The sequence below is a fragment of the Stieleria sp. JC731 genome, from assembly GCF_020966635.1.
GTDB lineage: Bacteria > Planctomycetota > Planctomycetia > Pirellulales > Pirellulaceae > Stieleria.
The window spans coordinates 461,115-477,225 of record NZ_JAJKFQ010000011.1 but is presented as its reverse complement, the minus strand read 5'-3'; the positions used below and the strand labels follow the sequence as shown (position 1 = coordinate 477,225).

General features: G+C 53.9%; 16 protein-coding genes. 12 read left to right on the top strand and 4 right to left on the bottom strand.

Going from position 1 to position 16,111, the window contains the following annotated elements; translation table 11 throughout:
• Positions 1–266: 266 nt before the first annotated feature.
• Positions 267–848 carry an RNA polymerase sigma factor gene (locus LOC67_RS18700; RefSeq protein WP_230264225.1) on the top strand — a complete coding sequence of 194 codons (582 nt, stop codon included), beginning with the start codon at positions 267–269 and terminating at the stop codon, positions 846–848.
• Between the two features lie 132 nt (positions 849–980).
• Here the strand turns inward: LOC67_RS18700 and LOC67_RS18695 are convergent, their stop codons facing one another.
• Positions 981–1,718 carry a UvrB/UvrC motif-containing protein gene (locus tag LOC67_RS18695; protein WP_230264224.1) on the bottom strand — a complete coding sequence of 246 codons (738 nt, stop codon included), beginning with the start codon at positions 1,716–1,718 and terminating at the stop codon, positions 981–983.
• Between the two features lie 513 nt (positions 1,719–2,231).
• On the opposite strand from LOC67_RS18695, the gene LOC67_RS18690 reads away from it, so the two are divergent.
• Positions 2,232–2,489, top strand: coding sequence for a carbon storage regulator (locus tag LOC67_RS18690; RefSeq protein ID WP_410001159.1), 258 nt, complete (start codon positions 2,232–2,234; stop codon positions 2,487–2,489).
• A gap of 147 nt (positions 2,490–2,636) precedes the next feature.
• On the opposite strand, the gene LOC67_RS18685 is transcribed toward LOC67_RS18690, so the two are convergent.
• Both LOC67_RS18685 and LOC67_RS18680 read right to left on the bottom strand, forming a co-directional pair.
• Positions 2,637–3,248 carry a ThuA domain-containing protein gene (locus LOC67_RS18685; protein WP_230264223.1) on the bottom strand — a complete coding sequence of 204 codons (612 nt, stop codon included), beginning with the start codon at positions 3,246–3,248 and terminating at the stop codon, positions 2,637–2,639.
• Positions 3,249–3,666: 418 nt separating this feature from the next.
• Positions 3,667–4,992, bottom strand: a complete 1,326-nt coding sequence (locus LOC67_RS18680) for a DUF4912 domain-containing protein (RefSeq protein WP_230264222.1) — start codon at positions 4,990–4,992, stop codon at positions 3,667–3,669.
• A 916-nt stretch (positions 4,993–5,908) separates the two neighbouring features.
• Between LOC67_RS18680 and LOC67_RS18675 the strand changes: the two genes are divergently transcribed.
• The 10 genes from LOC67_RS18675 to LOC67_RS18630 all read left to right on the top strand — a co-directional run bounded on the left by LOC67_RS18675 (position 5,909) and on the right by LOC67_RS18630 (position 14,306).
• The gene (locus LOC67_RS18675; protein ID WP_230264220.1) at positions 5,909–6,280 is read left to right on the top strand and encodes a hypothetical protein; all 372 of its coding nucleotides are present in this window, start codon (positions 5,909–5,911) and stop codon (positions 6,278–6,280) included.
• A gap of 135 nt (positions 6,281–6,415) precedes the next feature.
• Complete coding sequence (locus LOC67_RS18670) at positions 6,416–6,919, top strand: hypothetical protein (RefSeq protein WP_230264218.1); 504 nt, start codon at positions 6,416–6,418, stop codon at positions 6,917–6,919.
• Positions 6,916–7,953, top strand: coding sequence for a F0F1 ATP synthase subunit A (atpB, locus tag LOC67_RS18665; protein WP_230264216.1), 1,038 nt, complete (start codon positions 6,916–6,918; stop codon positions 7,951–7,953). Before LOC67_RS18670 ends, atpB begins: the two co-directional genes overlap by 4 nt.
• 88 nt (positions 7,954–8,041) lie before the next feature.
• Positions 8,042–8,284: an ATP synthase F0 subunit C gene (atpE, locus tag LOC67_RS18660; protein ID WP_094415456.1), complete on the top strand. Its 243-nt coding sequence runs from the start codon at positions 8,042–8,044 to the stop codon at positions 8,282–8,284.
• Positions 8,285–8,463: 179 nt separating this feature from the next.
• A complete protein-coding gene (atpF, locus tag LOC67_RS18655; protein WP_230264215.1) occupies positions 8,464–9,144 on the top strand; it encodes a F0F1 ATP synthase subunit B in 681 nt (226 codons plus the stop codon).
• A 60-nt stretch (positions 9,145–9,204) separates the two neighbouring features.
• Positions 9,205–9,831 carry an ATP synthase F1 subunit delta gene (gene atpH, locus LOC67_RS18650; protein ID WP_230264214.1) on the top strand — a complete coding sequence of 209 codons (627 nt, stop codon included), beginning with the start codon at positions 9,205–9,207 and terminating at the stop codon, positions 9,829–9,831.
• 80 nt (positions 9,832–9,911) lie between these two features.
• Complete coding sequence (gene atpA / locus LOC67_RS18645) at positions 9,912–11,426, top strand: F0F1 ATP synthase subunit alpha (protein WP_230264213.1); 1,515 nt, start codon at positions 9,912–9,914, stop codon at positions 11,424–11,426.
• A gap of 80 nt (positions 11,427–11,506) precedes the next feature.
• Positions 11,507–12,394: an ATP synthase F1 subunit gamma gene (gene atpG / locus LOC67_RS18640; protein ID WP_230264212.1), complete on the top strand. Its 888-nt coding sequence runs from the start codon at positions 11,507–11,509 to the stop codon at positions 12,392–12,394.
• A 73-nt stretch (positions 12,395–12,467) separates the two neighbouring features.
• Complete coding sequence (gene atpD, locus LOC67_RS18635; RefSeq protein WP_230264211.1) at positions 12,468–13,916, top strand: F0F1 ATP synthase subunit beta; 1,449 nt, start codon at positions 12,468–12,470, stop codon at positions 13,914–13,916.
• A gap of 3 nt (positions 13,917–13,919) precedes the next feature.
• On the top strand, positions 13,920–14,306 hold the full coding sequence (locus LOC67_RS18630; RefSeq protein ID WP_230264209.1) for a F0F1 ATP synthase subunit epsilon: 387 nt from the start codon (positions 13,920–13,922) through the stop codon (positions 14,304–14,306).
• 106 nt (positions 14,307–14,412) lie between these two features.
• Here the strand turns inward: LOC67_RS18630 and LOC67_RS27425 are convergent, their stop codons facing one another.
• Positions 14,413–15,753 (bottom strand): methyl-accepting chemotaxis protein, encoded by a 1,341-nt coding sequence (locus tag LOC67_RS27425; RefSeq protein WP_315861068.1) that lies wholly within the window; start codon positions 15,751–15,753, stop codon positions 14,413–14,415.
• Positions 15,754–16,111: the final 358 nt, after the last annotated feature.

Here is a 16,111-nt window from a genome sequence, read left to right as displayed (position 1 = left end):
CGCAGCTTCGAACCTCACCGGGAACGATCGGCATCCGCGATTGATACATGACCCCTGAATGCGTGAAACAGACCTGCAGGTCAAAACCCGACCTCAGATCACGCTCACCCGCTCAGGCTTGCTTTATCCGTCAACGTACGCGGTTTGTACGCCCGGTCTGTGTTTGCAGATCGAGTTGCCAAGCCACTACCGAAAACGCTGACTTTCCAGGAACGCAACGGCCAACGAGAGCCTTGTTCCCGTCAGTTTTCGGAAGGAACCGAGCAATGAACATCAATACTGAGATCCAATTTGATTTACGAGAACTGACCGTTGCTGAACTCGTCGTCCGCGCACAAGCTGGCGACCGTGAAGCCTTTGGTGAACTGTTTGACCGATACCGACCCGCAATTGTCGCCGGAGCGATGAGCCGAGTTCGAAATGCCGACGAAGCAGACGAGCTTGCTCAAGACGTCTTCATCCAAGCGATGCAAAAGATCAACCAGTTGCGTGTCCCGGAAGCCTTCGGTGGATGGTTGCGTCAAATCGTTCACCGAATGGCGATCAATCGCGTCACCCGTAACCGCGGTGCTGTCGCATGCGATCCGGAAACCTTGGCGGCGACCTGTGCCGATGACGACGCTCCTGAAGACGTTGCCGAAAGCCGTGAACAAGCCGAAGCGGTCCGAAACGGAATCGATCGTCTGGGTTCACTCGACCAAGAAACCTTGACCGCGTTCTACCTACACGGTCGGACCTTGATCGAAATGAGCAATGAATTCCAAGCGCCGATCGGTACGATCAAGCGACGTCTACACGTGGCTCGTAAGCGACTGGCTAAGGAAATGGATTTGCTTCAAGCGGTTTAATCCTTTGATAAACCGCTTTGATGCAAAGATCAGCCAAAAGTAGAAACCTGGCTCGGGCCTCCTGAGCCAGGTTTTTCTATGCCCGATTGACGCTCCGTTCGCTCCAGAACGAGCGTTTCGGTCGAACACCGCTCAGTCCAATTCGCGGCGATTCAATTCGTCTCTTAGCTTTGCGGCCAATTCGTACTGCTCTTGCTCAACCGCAGCCGAGAGTTTTTCGCGGAGCGTTTGACCGACTTCGTATTCACTTCGGAGTGTTTCGCGGAGCTCAACCAACCGCACAACCAATTCGTCTTCATCGAAGTGCTCTTCGGCTTCGTGCTTGGTAAAGAATTCACGAATCGTTTCCAAGCCGATATTGATCGCTTGAACCGCTTCTTCGCCAGACTCATCGTCCTCGAGTGCACCTAAGGCCGCAGCCTGGGTTCGGTGGAATAAAACGAACGGTCGGTACTGTTCGTGGGACCGAGTCCAATCCTCATCTGGACTGACACGCTCACTGACGTCCATCAAGCGAAGTGTGTGATCGGCGTCCATGACGGCCCGATTGTAGTACTGCAATCTCAGCCAGCAGATTCGGCGATGGTAAAACTGCATGAACTCGCGATCGACTTCCATGCATTGGTCTTCGTCGAGGACGAGCTCTGGTTTTTCAAGAATCGCTTCCTGCAAGTACTGCAAAAAAGTCGGATACCCCTCGACAATCTGACCGTCAGGCCGGTCGGTCGTTTCCAATTGCAACACGCCCATGTCAACTCGCATCTGAATGACATCCCGCCCGTCACTTCCTTTGACCATCCGCACGTTTAGCGTATGCGGGTCAAATTCCCAATCCTTCAATAAGTCGTCTAGATGCATTGTTCGTTTCATCGGTCCGTTCTGGAGCGGCGGGGCACGAAGCACGCCTCAGCAGGAGTATAGCATCGGCGTATGGGCGGTCGAACGAGACCGAAACTGCATGGCTTGCTAGCAGTGGCCCAGTCGGTCAAATCCTCCACCTGAACGTTGCAGAACGACCATCGTGGGTTCACCCACAAAGGCCATTCGCCCTCCACGCTCCATTAAATCATAAGTTCTTGTGGGCACGTTCCTGCGGGTGGACCAACTGTGTCAACACGCTGCAGATAACTGTGCCGGTGAAGCGAATAAGTCGCAGGATGAGTTTCCCGAGCGTCTCATTTCGCGACAAGGGTTCCATGTTGAGCGAGACAATCTGAGATTGCTAGCAGGCTACCGAGGTTCGGAAAAAGAAGGATCCCGCGTTTTTTCTCGGTTTCTCTCAAGTTCGCTGTTAAACATGGCCTCTTTGGGCGTAGTTATTACCGGATTGGCATACGGTTTGTACCGGTCGTACGGAACCGTTTGACAAATTTTTCTTTCCTCATGGAAATCAAGGAAGTAGAGCTAATGTTGGTCCTGAGTCGCAAAGCTGGTGAAAAGTTGATGATTGGCGATGATATCATCCTTACGGTCAATCGAATCTCTGGAAACCGCGTCGCAATCGGCATTGAAGCCCCCAAGGATGTGCGCATCGTTCGCGGTGAACTGAACAAGGCGACGCCCGCTCGCGGTGAAGCCACCCCAAACACAGCCCCGATGGGTGGACACCGAATCGCCGTAGCGAGCCGAGCGGAGGCATAAGCGTGTTGCCCACCAAGTTGGTCGGGGCGACAGCAACTTCACCAAGCGAGTGAGCGCTGCGCCCCCAACTCGGGCATTTTCAATCCATTGCTATCAGTGCGACGATGGGCGGTCGCTAAAAATATTCAAGCTCGATAGCGTCAGGCTTTACTTTTCTTGTCCAGCGGCCCAAACGGTGCCTCGGACGACTAGATCTAAAAAGACTGGATCCTCAAAGGTCGAATTTGAGTGACCGTAAGTCGTTCCGAAAACTCTCGCCTTCCCGTAGCGATTCGTCCAGACAACCGGATGATCTTTGCCCGTTCGCTCGCTAGTACTGGTTGCCAATACGGTCGTGTTCGGCCAAACCTTTTCGATGATGTACAACTCGTCGTCTGCGATTGTGTGACCATCCGGGAATGACTTCATAATCGGGTGCTGCTTCTCTGCGACCTTCAGCTTGTATGCACTGCGGTGATCGTGACGACGACTGGTCACCCCCAGCAATTGACGCCAGTCATCGATTTCTGCACTTCGGTAGGTGTGCATCGCGCAGTGGATCACAACCGCATTCAAACCCTCTTGGTGAGGCTTCGTAATGCTGCGTATATACGCTGGATCCGTGGTATCAGCGAAGCATTCGTTGTGGATGCAGACGTCAAAGTTCTTTGCCCAACTGGAATCTTTGTAGAAGTCGATTTGAGCTTCAGTACCGTTGCCACCTTCATTCACCACAGTCCACTGAACTGGCACCCCGTGCTTCTCAAAAGCCAGCTGCATTGTTTTCGTCTGGAAATCGTAGTCGTGGCAGCAACCACTAGTGATTAGCAGCACGCGAATTGCTTTGCTATCGGAAATTCCTCGCGTTTCATCTGCAAACACTTGCGATTGGCTTACCGAAAGCAAAGAAGCAAAGACGAACGCGAGAAGGAAAGTGAAGGGACGAGTTTGGATCATGGTGACTGCAGGTTTAGATGACGAAAGGATGTCTTTAAGTGTGGTTGCCAGCGAATCAAATTGATCAGCCGACGGGCCATAGCCCCGGTTGTTGCACTGAAACCGTGGCTAATGCCATTCGGCCAGTCCTAAAACCGAGCTAGAACGACGCACTAGCCCGAAAACGAAACAAGGCACCGAGAGCAAGGAGAATGGCGAATCATTCTCGTTGCTCCCGATGCCTCGCTGAACGTCGGTTGAATTACAGGTTGTCTTTGACGTCGACGGCTTCGAGAACTTTGGTATTTCGCTCGACCGCGATAACCGTTGTCCGCTGCCGCATACCATCGCGGCTTTCGGCGGTAACGGGCAGCACTTGGCGTTTATCGGGCAATTTCATTCGAACCGTGAACGTGCCGTCGCTCTGCAACTTAACGGGCCTTCCGCCAAGCGAAACGGACGATCCGGCCGAAGTTTTGCCGAAGACAATCAGTTCCGCATCGACTTCGAAGGGTAGCTTCGATTGCCGAAGCAGGGTCGGGTCGGCAGACGATGACATTGCACCATTCCGTGAAGGCATGGCTCGATGAAGTCGCTCTTCAAAGATCTCTTTGAGGTCGCTGCTTTCGTTTTCGTAGCCGCCGCTTAGCGAATAAATACGCTCGTAGTCGTCGGCAATGTCATGCCAGTGTTCGTCCAAACGCTCGCACTCACCAGGGCTGGGTGTTTCGACAACGTTGCTGCGGCAAAGCGAATGAAACTCATCGTCAGATGTCAGATACCCGATCGCGACACGGAATCGCGATGGCGGATCCTGCACATCGATGTACCAAGTATCGACACCACCGTGGATCGGGATATCTCGCATGACTGTTTCGGCACAATTGTTCGAAACATCTTCGACCGCCATCACGCGAAGAACGGGTGTTGCGGTGTGCCAACGTTCAGAAAGTGACGACTCAGCTCGCGAGACGCTTGCTCGGGTGATCTCCCAAGTCGCTTGCAGCCAGTAAGAATCTCGAACCATCAAAATGATGCGATCACGATGAGCTTCACTTGACTTCTGGGCACCATTTCGCATCGCAGCACCGCCGACCAACGTTCCGGTGGAAAGGTCCCGATGGCGATCAGCTTGCTCCTTTTGACGTCGCAACTGAGCCCGAATACGGGCTGTTTTTGCCGACACCTTGGGTGCTCGCATTTCTGGCAATGGACGATCGTTTAGCGAAACAGCGTTTCGTCCCTTGGCGCGGCCGCGTTTGGCTGCGGGAGCAGCACGGCGAGTGGTGTTTTTGGCTTGATTGATCTTCGAAGTTGTTTCCGCGGGCAGCCGTGTCGCCTTCTTTGATTTCGCATCCGGAGCCGTTCGACTGCTGGCGGAAACCGTCGTTGAAGCTTTCGTCGATTTTGTTTTGGTCGCCGCCCCGGTCGATGCCTTGGCTTTACGACGAAGTCGCCGCTGCGTTTTACTGATCGCATCGACCAGTTCGTCTTTTCTCATCCCATGCCAACCCGCGATGCCATAATTCTTGGCCAGGGTGGCGAGCTCGCGACGAGTCTGGGACTTGAGATCTGCAGTCGTAATCAAAGCTCTATCTCCGGAAATTCTATTTAGTCATGCGGCTAGGGCGGGGCGATTGGCAGGAAATCCAATCGTTCTCGATCCGCGACGCTGGCAGACACCAGAATGCCTGAGCCAAAACTTCGGCGCTCGAACGATCAGGTTCACTTCAACCATGTCAGCGGTCAAAACACTTCGCACGTCCAAGGTAACAGAGCCGTCAAATGCTCTTAAAACCATCTGTTCACCGATCTGCATGGGGCTTCGCAGTTCACAATTTGATGACGCACGATATTCCAGGCCAATTGTGTTGATTTCTCCCAGCTCTCCCAAATCGGGTGCAACAGATCCCAAAGAGTGGGGTTTGGCGGGGTCACCGAGCCGCTCAGGAGCCTCTAAAGGAGTAATCAACACCACAACCATTATGGCAACCAATCGAAAAACTTCTAGACTCAGAATCCTTGTTTCAGTCGGTTCGGGGATGATTTTTCGCCCCTTTTTCGCTGACCGCGGCAGACCGCACGTGTGAAAGCTTGCCTAAGCGATCCCAGCCCCCCTAACATGATCAGGTTCAAGTGTTAAGCAGATGGTCACTCGACCCACTCGGCCGCGGCCCCACCCTTCAGCCAAACGCCACCCATGCGAGATCAAGACGACTACACCCTCCAACATTCCGCTGAACGCTGAAACCTCCCACGACTGCCGCACCAGCAGCCAGAACTGAGCAACGACTGCAAGTTCGAATATCGAAGTGATCTGCAGTTCGCCTCCCAGGCAAACTTGCACGATCAACTGGCTGATAAAACCTGCAACAGGCCGACAAAACCTGCGGCTAACGGTCGCCCCTCCTATCTCTTTTGGCAGACGTAGTCAAACTCTGTGGCGTCGAGTCTGCCTCCGCCAGTCGCGGGGCAGTGACGCAACGATCCGGCGAGAGGTCACCTTGAACGAAGATCAAGATCCGCGACCGAACGACCGGACCGGCGATTCGAACACTCCGCAAGCGGCAATTGCAAAGCTAACGACCGAAGGCAGAGAGACAAGAATCCGCACGTCGCCTCCTTGGATGCGTTTGACAGGTGCCGGTTTAGAACTGGCATTCATCGGCTTGGTCTTCGGTGGCATCGGATCTCTCGTCGACAAAGCTGCTAGTCTAGAGCGTCCGATTGGACTCGCATTTGGAGGGCTTATCGGGTTCGGGCTGGGGATGTTTCGATTCATCCGGCTAGCGACCCAAACCTCCAATGCCCAAAGACGACAAGAGGAACGGCGGCACGAAAGTAGGCATCAGCAGCCTCCTGAAAGCCATCCGTGACCGAGCAAACAGATCGACAATCGTGGCTCCCGAGTGATTGGGCACCACGAAAACAGTCATCACCAACACCAAACGAAGAACACCACATCACCTGCTGCGGCAACAAAGCCATCCAACTCAAACGCGAACCAGACCTTGGCCACGATTTCAGCACAGCCGACTAACTCGATCTCCTTAAAGGGGATGATTGCGGTTGGGACTGCATGGTTGACCGGTGCGGGAGTGACTGTCGTAGGAGTGTTCAACAGCGATGTCGAAACAGGTGAACTGATGATCGCGGCCTGTATCGGAAGCGGTCTCGTTGCACTCGCGGCCAGCTTACCCGGAGCGTTGATCGAGGCGTTTCGCAAGCAACCGTCAGAGGATAGCGTGAACAACGTTATGCCTGTCGCTGCAGGTTTTTTTGTCGGAGTACTGATTCGTCTCGCTGGGACTGTTGCACTTGCGGCATTGTGCAGGTATCAATTGCCCGCCGCAGGTGAACAGATCGCTGCGGCGATCTTGATTTGGTACGTCTACTTGACGTCCACGGAAGTCATCACGCTTGCCCGCGCCTTATCAAAGCGTGATTTGATGGTAAGCCCAAGTCACAAGTTCGCGGACTCATCCCGCTCAAAAGTCAATCCATCGGTTCAATGAATCTGTTTATCGCCGCTGCCGACAATCCGATTTCGCACGTCGTGCCACACAGGTTGCACGAGAAGCCGCTGTTCACGATTGACGTTGGTGGTGGGGACATTCCCGCGCTGTTTATCGAAGACGGCAAGTACAGCTTTTATCTGACCAACCACTTGATGATGACCGCTGTCACAGCATTGGCGGTCCTGCTGGTGTTTGCGTACGTGGCGATGAAGGTCCGCGTCAAAGGTCAGGGATTGGACGCTTACCAAACGAAAGGCCGTTTGGCTCAGATGTTTGAAACCATCTGCTGGTTCATCCGCGACGAAGTTGTCCGTCCAAACCTACACGAGAAAACTGACCGTTACATTCCATACGTGTGGACGGTGTTTTTCTTCATCCTGTTCGCCAACGTCCTGGGGCTGATCCCCTTCGGTGCCGGTCTGCACATGGGTGCGATGCCGGTGTCCGATCATGCGTCGCACTTCGGTCACTGGGGCGGCACGGCAACAGGCAACCTTTCACTCAATATCATGCTTGCGATGTGTAGCTTCATCGCGATCGTTGGCATCGGTATTTACGAGACCGGAGCGAAAACATTCTTTTCGCACTTCAATCCGATCGGATGGGACGGCCCCAAGCTGATGTCCTATGGCATCGGTTTGCCGCTTTACGTCCTTGAATGGATGGGCTTAATTATCAAGTGCGTCGTCTTGGCCATGCGTTTGTTTGGCACCATGATGGCGGGTCACTTGGTTGTCGCGGCAATCGTCGGATTGGTGTTCGCCGCCGCTTCCGTCTCGCAATTGCTTGGTTATGGTGTCTGGGTCGCAGTTGTACTGGGCTGCATCGCGTTAACGTTGTTGGAACTGTTCATCTGCTTGTTGCAGGCGTTCATCTTCACGTTTTTGACGGTGTTGTTTATCGCGACGGTCTCGCATGACCACCACGATCACGATGACGAACATGCACATGATCCACTTGGCGACGAAGCTCAAATGGACTTGGATAAGTTTACCGATCCGGCTCGCTTGGCCGGTTTGGCTGACGCATAACTTTGTTTACTTAACCCTTTGACTTTCCCCTTTTTTGATTTCCCGCTCGGTGCGGGCGACGAAAGAATTCCTAGGAGCGAAACGAGAGATGATTGACTTCGCAATGTTGTTGGCACAGGACGCAGGTTTCGGCACGATGGGTGTCGGTCTGGCCATGGGTTTGGCGATTATCGGTGCCAGCTTGGGCATTGGTCGAATTGGCGGTAACGCCGTTGAAGCGATCGCACGTCAGCCTGAAGCCAGCGGAACGATCAGCACCCAGATGCTGATTTCGGCCGCTCTTATCGAAGGTGTGACTGTTGTCGCTTTGATTCTGATGTTCCTGAAATAAGTGAACGCTGGCGAATCGATCGGTGGCCGCAGGGATCGCTCTCGGCCCGAACGGTTTGGTTCGCGGTTCATCTAGTCCATCCCGGTGTTGTGTCTGACGCAGTTCGGTGCAGTTCGTTGTGCCGAAAGCTGCCCGATGCAGACCGATCCTGATGCACCCATCAAGGTAAATTGATGTCGATGTTGAAAACCTTGCTGCTCGCTTGCGTTCTCGTTTTGACGGTTCCCGCAAGCAACGTTGCTAGCGCCGCCGATGAAGCCGACGCAGGTCAGGCACATGTGACGGACACCCATGATGATCACGACGTCGCGGGTGACGAAGCACACACTGACGGCGAACACGGCGATCATGCCGCGGGCCCGATGCCACCCATTTTGTCGTTCGATCCAGGTGCCGCGGTTGCCAACTTGGCGATCTTCTTGGGTGTCTTTTTGATCCTGGCGAAATTTGTCTGGCCGGTCATCCTCGGTGGCCTGAAAGCCCGCGAAGATAAGATCCACAGCGATTTGCATCAGGCTCAGGAAGCGAACGAGAAAGCTCAGCAGATCCTCGCTGACTACGAAAAGAAGGTCGCCGAAGCTTCTGCCGAAGCTCAAACGATCTTGGCCGAAGCTCGCAAGGACGCCCAAGCAAACGCCACACGAATCGTCGACGATGCCAAAGTCGAAGCGGCTCGCCAAAGCGAACGCGCTCAGGCAGACATCGAAACCGCTAAGAAAGTCGCGTTGGCGGAGATCGCCGACCAAACTTCGGCGGTCGCGATGAGCGTCGCGAAGCAAGTCGTCGGTCGTGAATTGCAACCGAGTGACCACGCGGACCTGATCCGCAACGCACTCGACCAGATCCCGAGTAAGAACTGAAGAATAAAAACTGATCGCGATGTCACACCCGCGTGGCATCGCTAACGTTTGGAATCATCGATGGAAAATCCTCAAGCGGTTGAACACGAAACGGTGATGGACACCGGTGCCGAACAGCTGGGCAAGACCTATGCACAGGCACTGATGGCTGCGGCAAGCAAGTCCGGTATCGCCGAAAAGGTGGTCGATCAACTTGGTACCCTGGTCAATGAATACTTGGCCGGCAGTCCCAAGCTGGCCTCTGCGTTCGCTTCACCACGTATCGACGTCGAAGAGAAACAGCGGATCATCGGACGGATCTTCGAAGGCGAATTCGATCCGTTGGTGGTCAATTTTCTCAAAGTCATGGCGACACGCGGACGTCTCGGATACGTCAGTACCGTGTACGAAGGTGCGCAAAAGCAGCTTGATGAAATGAGCGGCCGCGTGCTGGCGAAAGTCAAAACGGCGGTGCCACTGGACGACACACTTCGTGCTTCAATCATCGAAAGCCTTGGCGGAAAGCTAGGCAAGCAGGTTCGATTGCAAGAGGTTGTCGACGCAAAATTGATCGGCGGCATGGTGATCCGAGTCGGTGACACCGTGTTTGATAACAGCGTCGCTGGGCGGATCGATTCGATCGGCAAGCGGGCAAAACAAGGCTTCTCGGCTAAGCTCTCCGAGAAGTTTGCAAACCTAGTTGAATAACCTAATGATGCCACCTGGCGTTCCCCAGCGGTGGCGATCAAACCATACAAAAGTCACTTTAACATCCGCTTTAGATTGCCATGAAATTCAATAGCGACGAAATCGCAACGGTCTTGCAGCAAGAGATCGAAAACTTCGATAGCAAGATCGACGTCCGCGAAGTCGGTTCGGTCCTCGAAGTCGGTGACGGTATCGCTCGCGTTTATGGACTCTCCGGCGTGATGGCCGGTGAAATGGTCGAGTTCGAAAACGGCTCGATCGGACTGGCGTTTAACCTGGAAGAAAACAGCGTCGGTGTGATCATCCTTGGTGACTACCTGACCATTCAAGAAGGCGAAGAAGTCAAAGCACTTGGAACCCTGCTAAGCGTTCCTGCCGGTGACGCCGTCGTCGGCCGCGTGCTTGATCCACTGGGCAACCCACTGGACGGGAAAGGCCCCGTTCAAACCGACATCACACGCCCCGTCGAAATCATCGCGACCGGCGTTGCAGAGCGTCAGCCCGTGATGGAGCCGATGCAGACCGGTATCAAAGCGATCGACGCGATGACCCCGATCGGACGTGGCCAACGTGAACTCGTCATCGGTGACCGTAAGACCGGCAAGACCGCTATCGCCATCGACGCAATCCTGAACCAAAAAGGCAAAGGCGTTAAGTGCTTCTACATCGCGATCGGCCAAAAAGACAGCTCAGTCGCCGGTGTCGTTGACGTTCTGGAAAAGCACGGTGCAATGGAATACACCACCGTCATCGCTGCCGGTGCTAGTGCTCCCGCTCCTTTGCAGTACATCGCTCCTTACGCAGGGACCGCGATGGCCGAACACTTCATGTTCAACGGCGGACACGCTTTGGTTGTCTACGATGACTTGAGCAAGCAAGCGACAGCCTACCGTCAGATGAGCTTGCTGATGCGTCGTCCACCAGGACGTGAAGCGTACCCCGGTGACGTTTTCTACTGCCACAGCCGTTTGCTCGAACGTTCCAGCAAACTGTCGGATGAACTCGGCGGCGGATCGATCACCAGCTTGCCAATCATCGAAACGCTTGAAGGCGAAGTTTCTGCGTATATCCCGACGAACGTGATCTCGATCACCGACGGTCAGATCTACGTTCAGCCTGACTTGTTCTTCTCCGGCGTTCGTCCCGCGATGAACCCTGGTATTTCGGTTTCTCGCGTCGGTGGTAACGCACAGATCAAAGCGATGAAGAAAGTCGCCGGTGGTCTGCGTCTTGACTTGGCTGCGTTCCGTGCACTCGAAGCGTTCGCACAGCTTGGTACCGACCTTGATCCCGCCACCCAAGCACAGCTGGATCGCGGTTACCGAATGGTCGAGTTGCTCAAGCAGCCACAGTACCAGCCGCTGTCCGTTGCCGAGCAAGTTTGCTCGCTGTACGCCGGCACCAAAGGCTTCCTGGACGACGTCGAAATCAAGACGGTTCAGCAGTGGGAACAGGACTTCTTGCAGTACATCCACGATAAGCACAGCGGCCTGCTGACCAAGATCGTTGAAGTCGGCGATTTGACCGATGAAGTCGTCGGTATGCTGGAAACAGCTATCAAAGACTTCAAAGCCGGCTACAAGCCTGCTGCCTAAGTCGGGCCACGTCGGCTTTACGGACGGATCAACCGATCCGATTGTCTTAACAACGAACAACACCATTCCTTTTACGTTTCATGGCCAACGCAAGAGCGCTTGATAAACGACGTAAGTCGATCAAGAACATCCGCAAGATCACGCGGACAATGGAATTGATCGCCACGGCTCGCTACAAGAAAGCGATGGAGCGGGCCCAGGCGGCAACCGCTTACACCGCACAGATCACGAAGATCGTCTCGCGATTGGCAGCGGCCGGTCTGGATGTCAAACACCCGTTGTTGGAACAACGAGACGAAGTCAAAAGTGCACGCACGCTGGTATTGACCAGCAACCGCGGCTTGTGTGGCGGTTACAACGCGGCCGTTCTTCGTGAAGCGATGAGCCGCATTCGCCATTTGCAAGAAACCGTTCCCAGCACTGTTGTCGATGTCAGTGGCAAACGCGGAGTCGATGGCTTGCGTTTTCGCGGTGTCAAAACGGACGAACGTCACCTGAACTTCGAAGACCAACCGAAGTACGACGAAGTCGAAGCGATTGCTAACTCGTACCTGGCCCGTTACATCACCGGCGAAATCGATCGCCTGGATGTTGTCTACACCAAGTTCATCAGCACTTCCAAGCAAATTCCTGTCGTCGAAACATTGCTGCCACTTGGCTCATTGGAAGGCGGTGAAGGTGCAGACGAAGAAGCAGGCGGCAGCAACGTCGATTACGAATTCCTACCGTCGGCAGAAAGCATCTTGGAAGAGGTCGTACCGACCAGTTTCAAAGTTCGATTGTTCAAGTGTTTCTTGGATGCCGCGGTTAGCGAACAAGTCGCTCGTATGATTGCGATGAAAGGTGCGACCGAAAACGCAGGCGAAATGATCAAAGAACTTTCGATGACATACAACCGAGCTCGCCAAAGCCAAATTACCGGTGAAATCATGGAAATCATCGGCGGCGTCGAAGCTCTGGAAAACTAATCCACCCACTAAATTCAATCACATCGGTCGCTGCGACGACCCCTTAACATCCAACACCCGAAGAAAGAAAAGCATGTCCACCGCAACGGAAACACGCGTCGTCGGAAAAGTCACGCAGGTCATCGGGTCGACATTCGACGCCGAGTTCCCCGAAGGTAAGCTTCCCGAAATCTACAACGCTCTGGAAATCAAGAGTGAGCACAAGGGAGTCACCATTGACTTGGTCGGTGAAGTGCAACAGCACCTCGGTGGTGGGCGTGTCCGTGCAATCGCACTCGGCAGTACCGAAGGCATGATGCGTGGAATGGATGTCGCCGACACCGGTTCGCCAGTATCGGTTCCTGTTGGTAAGGAAACACTGGGACGCGTCTTCAACGTTCTGGGTAACCCCATCGATAACCGCGGTCCAGTCACCGCAGAAGATCACTGGCCCATCCACCGCCAAGCTCCTCCGGTTAACGAACTTTCGACAAACACCGAGTTGTTCGAAACCGGTATCAAGGTTGTCGACCTTTTGACCCCGTTTGTTCGTGGTGGTAAAGCGGGTCTGTTTGGTGGTGCGGGTCTGGGTAAGACCGTTATTTTGACCGAATTGATCGCTCGTATCGCTAGCAGCCACGGTGGTTACTCGGTCTTCGCCGGTGTGGGTGAGCGGACTCGTGAAGGCACCGACCTCTGGTTGGAAATGCAAGAAACCGAGATCGGTCAAACCGGCCGTAAGGTTATCGAGCAAACTTGCATGGTCTTCGGCCAAATGAACGAGCCACCAGGATCGCGTCTTCGTGTCGCGCTATCCGCTTTGACCATGGCGGAATTCTTCCGTGACACGACCGGTGCAGACACCCTGTTGTTTGTTGATAACATTTTCCGCTTCTCGCAAGCAGGTTCGGAAGTATCAGCACTTCTTGGACGGATGCCATCAGCGGTGGGTTACCAGCCAACACTGGCAACCGAAATGGGTGCACTTCAAGAACGAATTACCTCGACGAAGAAGGGTGCGATCACCTCGGTTCAAGCGGTCTACGTTCCTGCGGATGACCCGACTGACCCCGCACCTGCGACCGCGTTCGGTCAGCTTGACGCGTTTATCTATCTCGAGCGTTCGATCTCGGAAAAGGGTATCTACCCTGCGATCGATCCACTCGCATCGAATTCGCGTATTCTTGATCCACAATACGTCGGTGACCGTCACTATACGATCGCACGACGGGTTCAAACGATCTTGCAACGTTACCGTGAACTGCAAGACATCATCGCCATTTTGGGTGTTGATGAATTGAGCGAAGACGACAAGACCGTCGTACACCGCGCTCGTCGTATCGAGCGATTCCTTTCGCAGCCCTTCTTGGTCGCGGAAGTCTTCACCGGTAAAGCTGGTGAAATCACCCCCTTGGAAGACACCATCCGCAGCTTCGAAGAAATCTGCGATGGAAAGTGGGATCACCTGCCCGAGCAAGCCTTCATGTACGTCGGCTCGATCGAGCAAGCCGAGGCGCAAGCCAAGAAGATGGAGAAGAAATAAACCATGGCGATTCGCTGTATCGTTGTCACGCCCGAGCGAACGGAATTGGACACCGAAGCCACTTCGGTCACCCTGCCCATGTTCGACGGCTCGCTGGGAGTCCTGCCCAACCGAGCCCCGATGATCGGTCGCCTTGGCTACGGCAAACTAGAATTGGAAACCGCAGCCGGCCCGCAGCGTTTCTTTGTCGACGGTGGCTTTGCCCAAGTCGAAGGCAATACGGTCAACCTTCTTACCAGCCGATCGATTCCAGTCGATCTGCTGGACGTGGGTGAAGCCGAGAAGTCGCTGCAAGAAGCACTCGAAATGTCGGCAAAGACACCCGAGCAGGCTCAGCTTCGTGAGACCGCAATCCGCCGCGCCCGCGGCCAATTGCGAGCCGCCCGGTAGTGCAAATAATCTAAGGTTGCCCCACGCAACTTCAAAGAAAAAAGCTCATCTGTAACTATGTTGCAGATGAGCTTTTTCATTTCATGATCGCTATACAAACACTCGACTAGCTTGCCGTTGCAGGTGACATCGAGCCGATCGAGAACTTTGAAAAGCGATTTTGTTTTGGCAAGTCAGTGCTGGCGGAGCTGGCCGCTTGTGCCAGTGTCTTGACGTCCGTCGCGATCGATTCGGTATCGTTGGCCACCGTCAGGATCGTATGAGAAATCTCACGTGTCATCGCAGACTGTTCCTCGACAGCAGCCGCAATCGCTTCCTGGGTCGAATTGATTTCGGCGATCACGGTGCAGACGCTTTCGATCGACTTCACCGCGTCAACTGTCTCGGCCCGAATCGAGTCGATGCGTGAAATGATCTCTTCGGTTGCATGACTTGTTTCCATTGCCAAGTCTTTGACTTCGTTGGCAACAACGGCAAAACCCTTTCCGGCTTCACCTGCTCGAGCCGCTTCGATCGTCGCATTCAAAGCGAGAAGGTTGGTCTGCTCGGCAATCGAGTTGATGGTTTTGATCACGTTACCAATTTCGGTGCTGCTTTCGCCCAGCTTACCGAGCGTCATACTGGTTGATTCAGCGGCATCGACCGCTGAACGAACCACGCTGACCGCGTTGCTGGCGTTACCAGAAATTTCTTGGATACTGACCTCTAGTTGCTGCACCGCGCCGGTCAGCTCACTCACGTTGTCTTTAACTGTTTGAGCTAGAATCCGAGTCGAGTCTGCTTGCTTGCGGAAAGGAGTCACCGTATTAATCAATGTGTATCCACCAAAGCCACATGCCAATATCAAGATTACAACAACCAGAACCACGGATCCGACCGTTCGGTTTTTGACAAGCGCGGCGACGTCCGCTTCTTCATGTTGGTGTGCCGCCGTTGCCAATTCGACAACTCGATCGATCGCGGCTCGGTGTGCGTCGTAGTTGTCCTTCAGTGGTCCTCGAGCGAGAGCCTTCGCCTGATCCAAGTCACCATTCAAACAAGCAGGAATGAATTGGTTGTTGCGAATTTCATAGAACCGTTCCGCCGGTTCTCGTGAAGCAACCGTCATCGTCTCTTTAAGTTCGCCACCGGATAGATCTGTTTGCCAGTGCTTTTGCCGAACTTTGTACTCATCCTGCAAGGCCTTCGCTTCGGAAAGCATCTCTTCTACTTCAGCCTGTGAAGCTTTGCGTTCGATCGCATCGGTCAATCGCAAAACGTTCAAATAGGATTCGATGATGTAGTTTGGCGGTGGCAGGACATCCGCGATCAAGTCTTTGCTTTGGATGATCCGCTGGTAGTACGGCCCTTGCACTTTCGAGGCTGAAAGTGCCATGTACGACCAAATGCCGAAAGCTAGAAAACCTGCTGCATAGAGGCTGATCATCAGATACAGCTTCGTACGCATAGAGAAATTGTTGTAGTTCATACGGACAAACCGAACGGCATTGGAGTGTTTTGCTTATAGAGCGTGCAATCGGGTCGGCTGCTTTGGCAATGAAGCAAACACCTAGATCAGCTCGCCTCGTGATATCAATCAGCGGATCTAAATGTCCCGACCATTGGAGACACATCAAATCGTTGCCAGAAGTGCGCTGGCGAATGAAGCATTCCCGCTGCAAGATTAGGACGCAGTTATGAAGCCCTAGGTCGTCCGAGCGATAAAAAACCACTCAGTTGCGGAATGACCTTCATTGATCGATGTAACAGAATCACGGGATGCGGTTTGCAGACACAACGATAGCGTCAAATGCCACGTAAAACGC

What these genes read in the sequence shown, in the direction of transcription:
- atpE (WP_094415456.1), top strand. Translation starts at nt 8,042, where the DNA reads ATGATTGACTTCGCAATGTTGTTGGCACAGGACGCAGGTTTCGGCACG.
- atpH (WP_230264214.1), top strand. Translation starts at nt 9,205, where the DNA reads ATGGAAAATCCTCAAGCGGTTGAACACGAAACGGTGATGGACACCGGT.
- LOC67_RS27425 (WP_315861068.1), bottom strand. Translation starts at nt 15,753, where the DNA reads ATGCGTACGAAGCTGTATCTGATGATCAGCCTCTATGCAGCAGGTTTT.
- atpD (WP_230264211.1), top strand. Translation starts at nt 12,468, where the DNA reads ATGTCCACCGCAACGGAAACACGCGTCGTCGGAAAAGTCACGCAGGTC.
- LOC67_RS18695 (WP_230264224.1), bottom strand. Translation starts at nt 1,718, where the DNA reads ATGAAACGAACAATGCATCTAGACGACTTATTGAAGGATTGGGAATTT.
- atpB (WP_230264216.1), top strand. Translation starts at nt 6,916, where the DNA reads ATGAATCTGTTTATCGCCGCTGCCGACAATCCGATTTCGCACGTCGTG.
- LOC67_RS18700 (WP_230264225.1), top strand. Translation starts at nt 267, where the DNA reads ATGAACATCAATACTGAGATCCAATTTGATTTACGAGAACTGACCGTT.
- LOC67_RS18630 (WP_230264209.1), top strand. Translation starts at nt 13,920, where the DNA reads ATGGCGATTCGCTGTATCGTTGTCACGCCCGAGCGAACGGAATTGGAC.
- atpA (WP_230264213.1), top strand. Translation starts at nt 9,912, where the DNA reads ATGAAATTCAATAGCGACGAAATCGCAACGGTCTTGCAGCAAGAGATC.
- LOC67_RS18690 (WP_410001159.1), top strand. Translation starts at nt 2,232, where the DNA reads ATGGAAATCAAGGAAGTAGAGCTAATGTTGGTCCTGAGTCGCAAAGCT.
- atpG (WP_230264212.1), top strand. Translation starts at nt 11,507, where the DNA reads ATGGCCAACGCAAGAGCGCTTGATAAACGACGTAAGTCGATCAAGAAC.
- LOC67_RS18685 (WP_230264223.1), bottom strand. Translation starts at nt 3,248, where the DNA reads ATGCAGCTGGCTTTTGAGAAGCACGGGGTGCCAGTTCAGTGGACTGTG.
- atpF (WP_230264215.1), top strand. Translation starts at nt 8,464, where the DNA reads ATGTTGAAAACCTTGCTGCTCGCTTGCGTTCTCGTTTTGACGGTTCCC.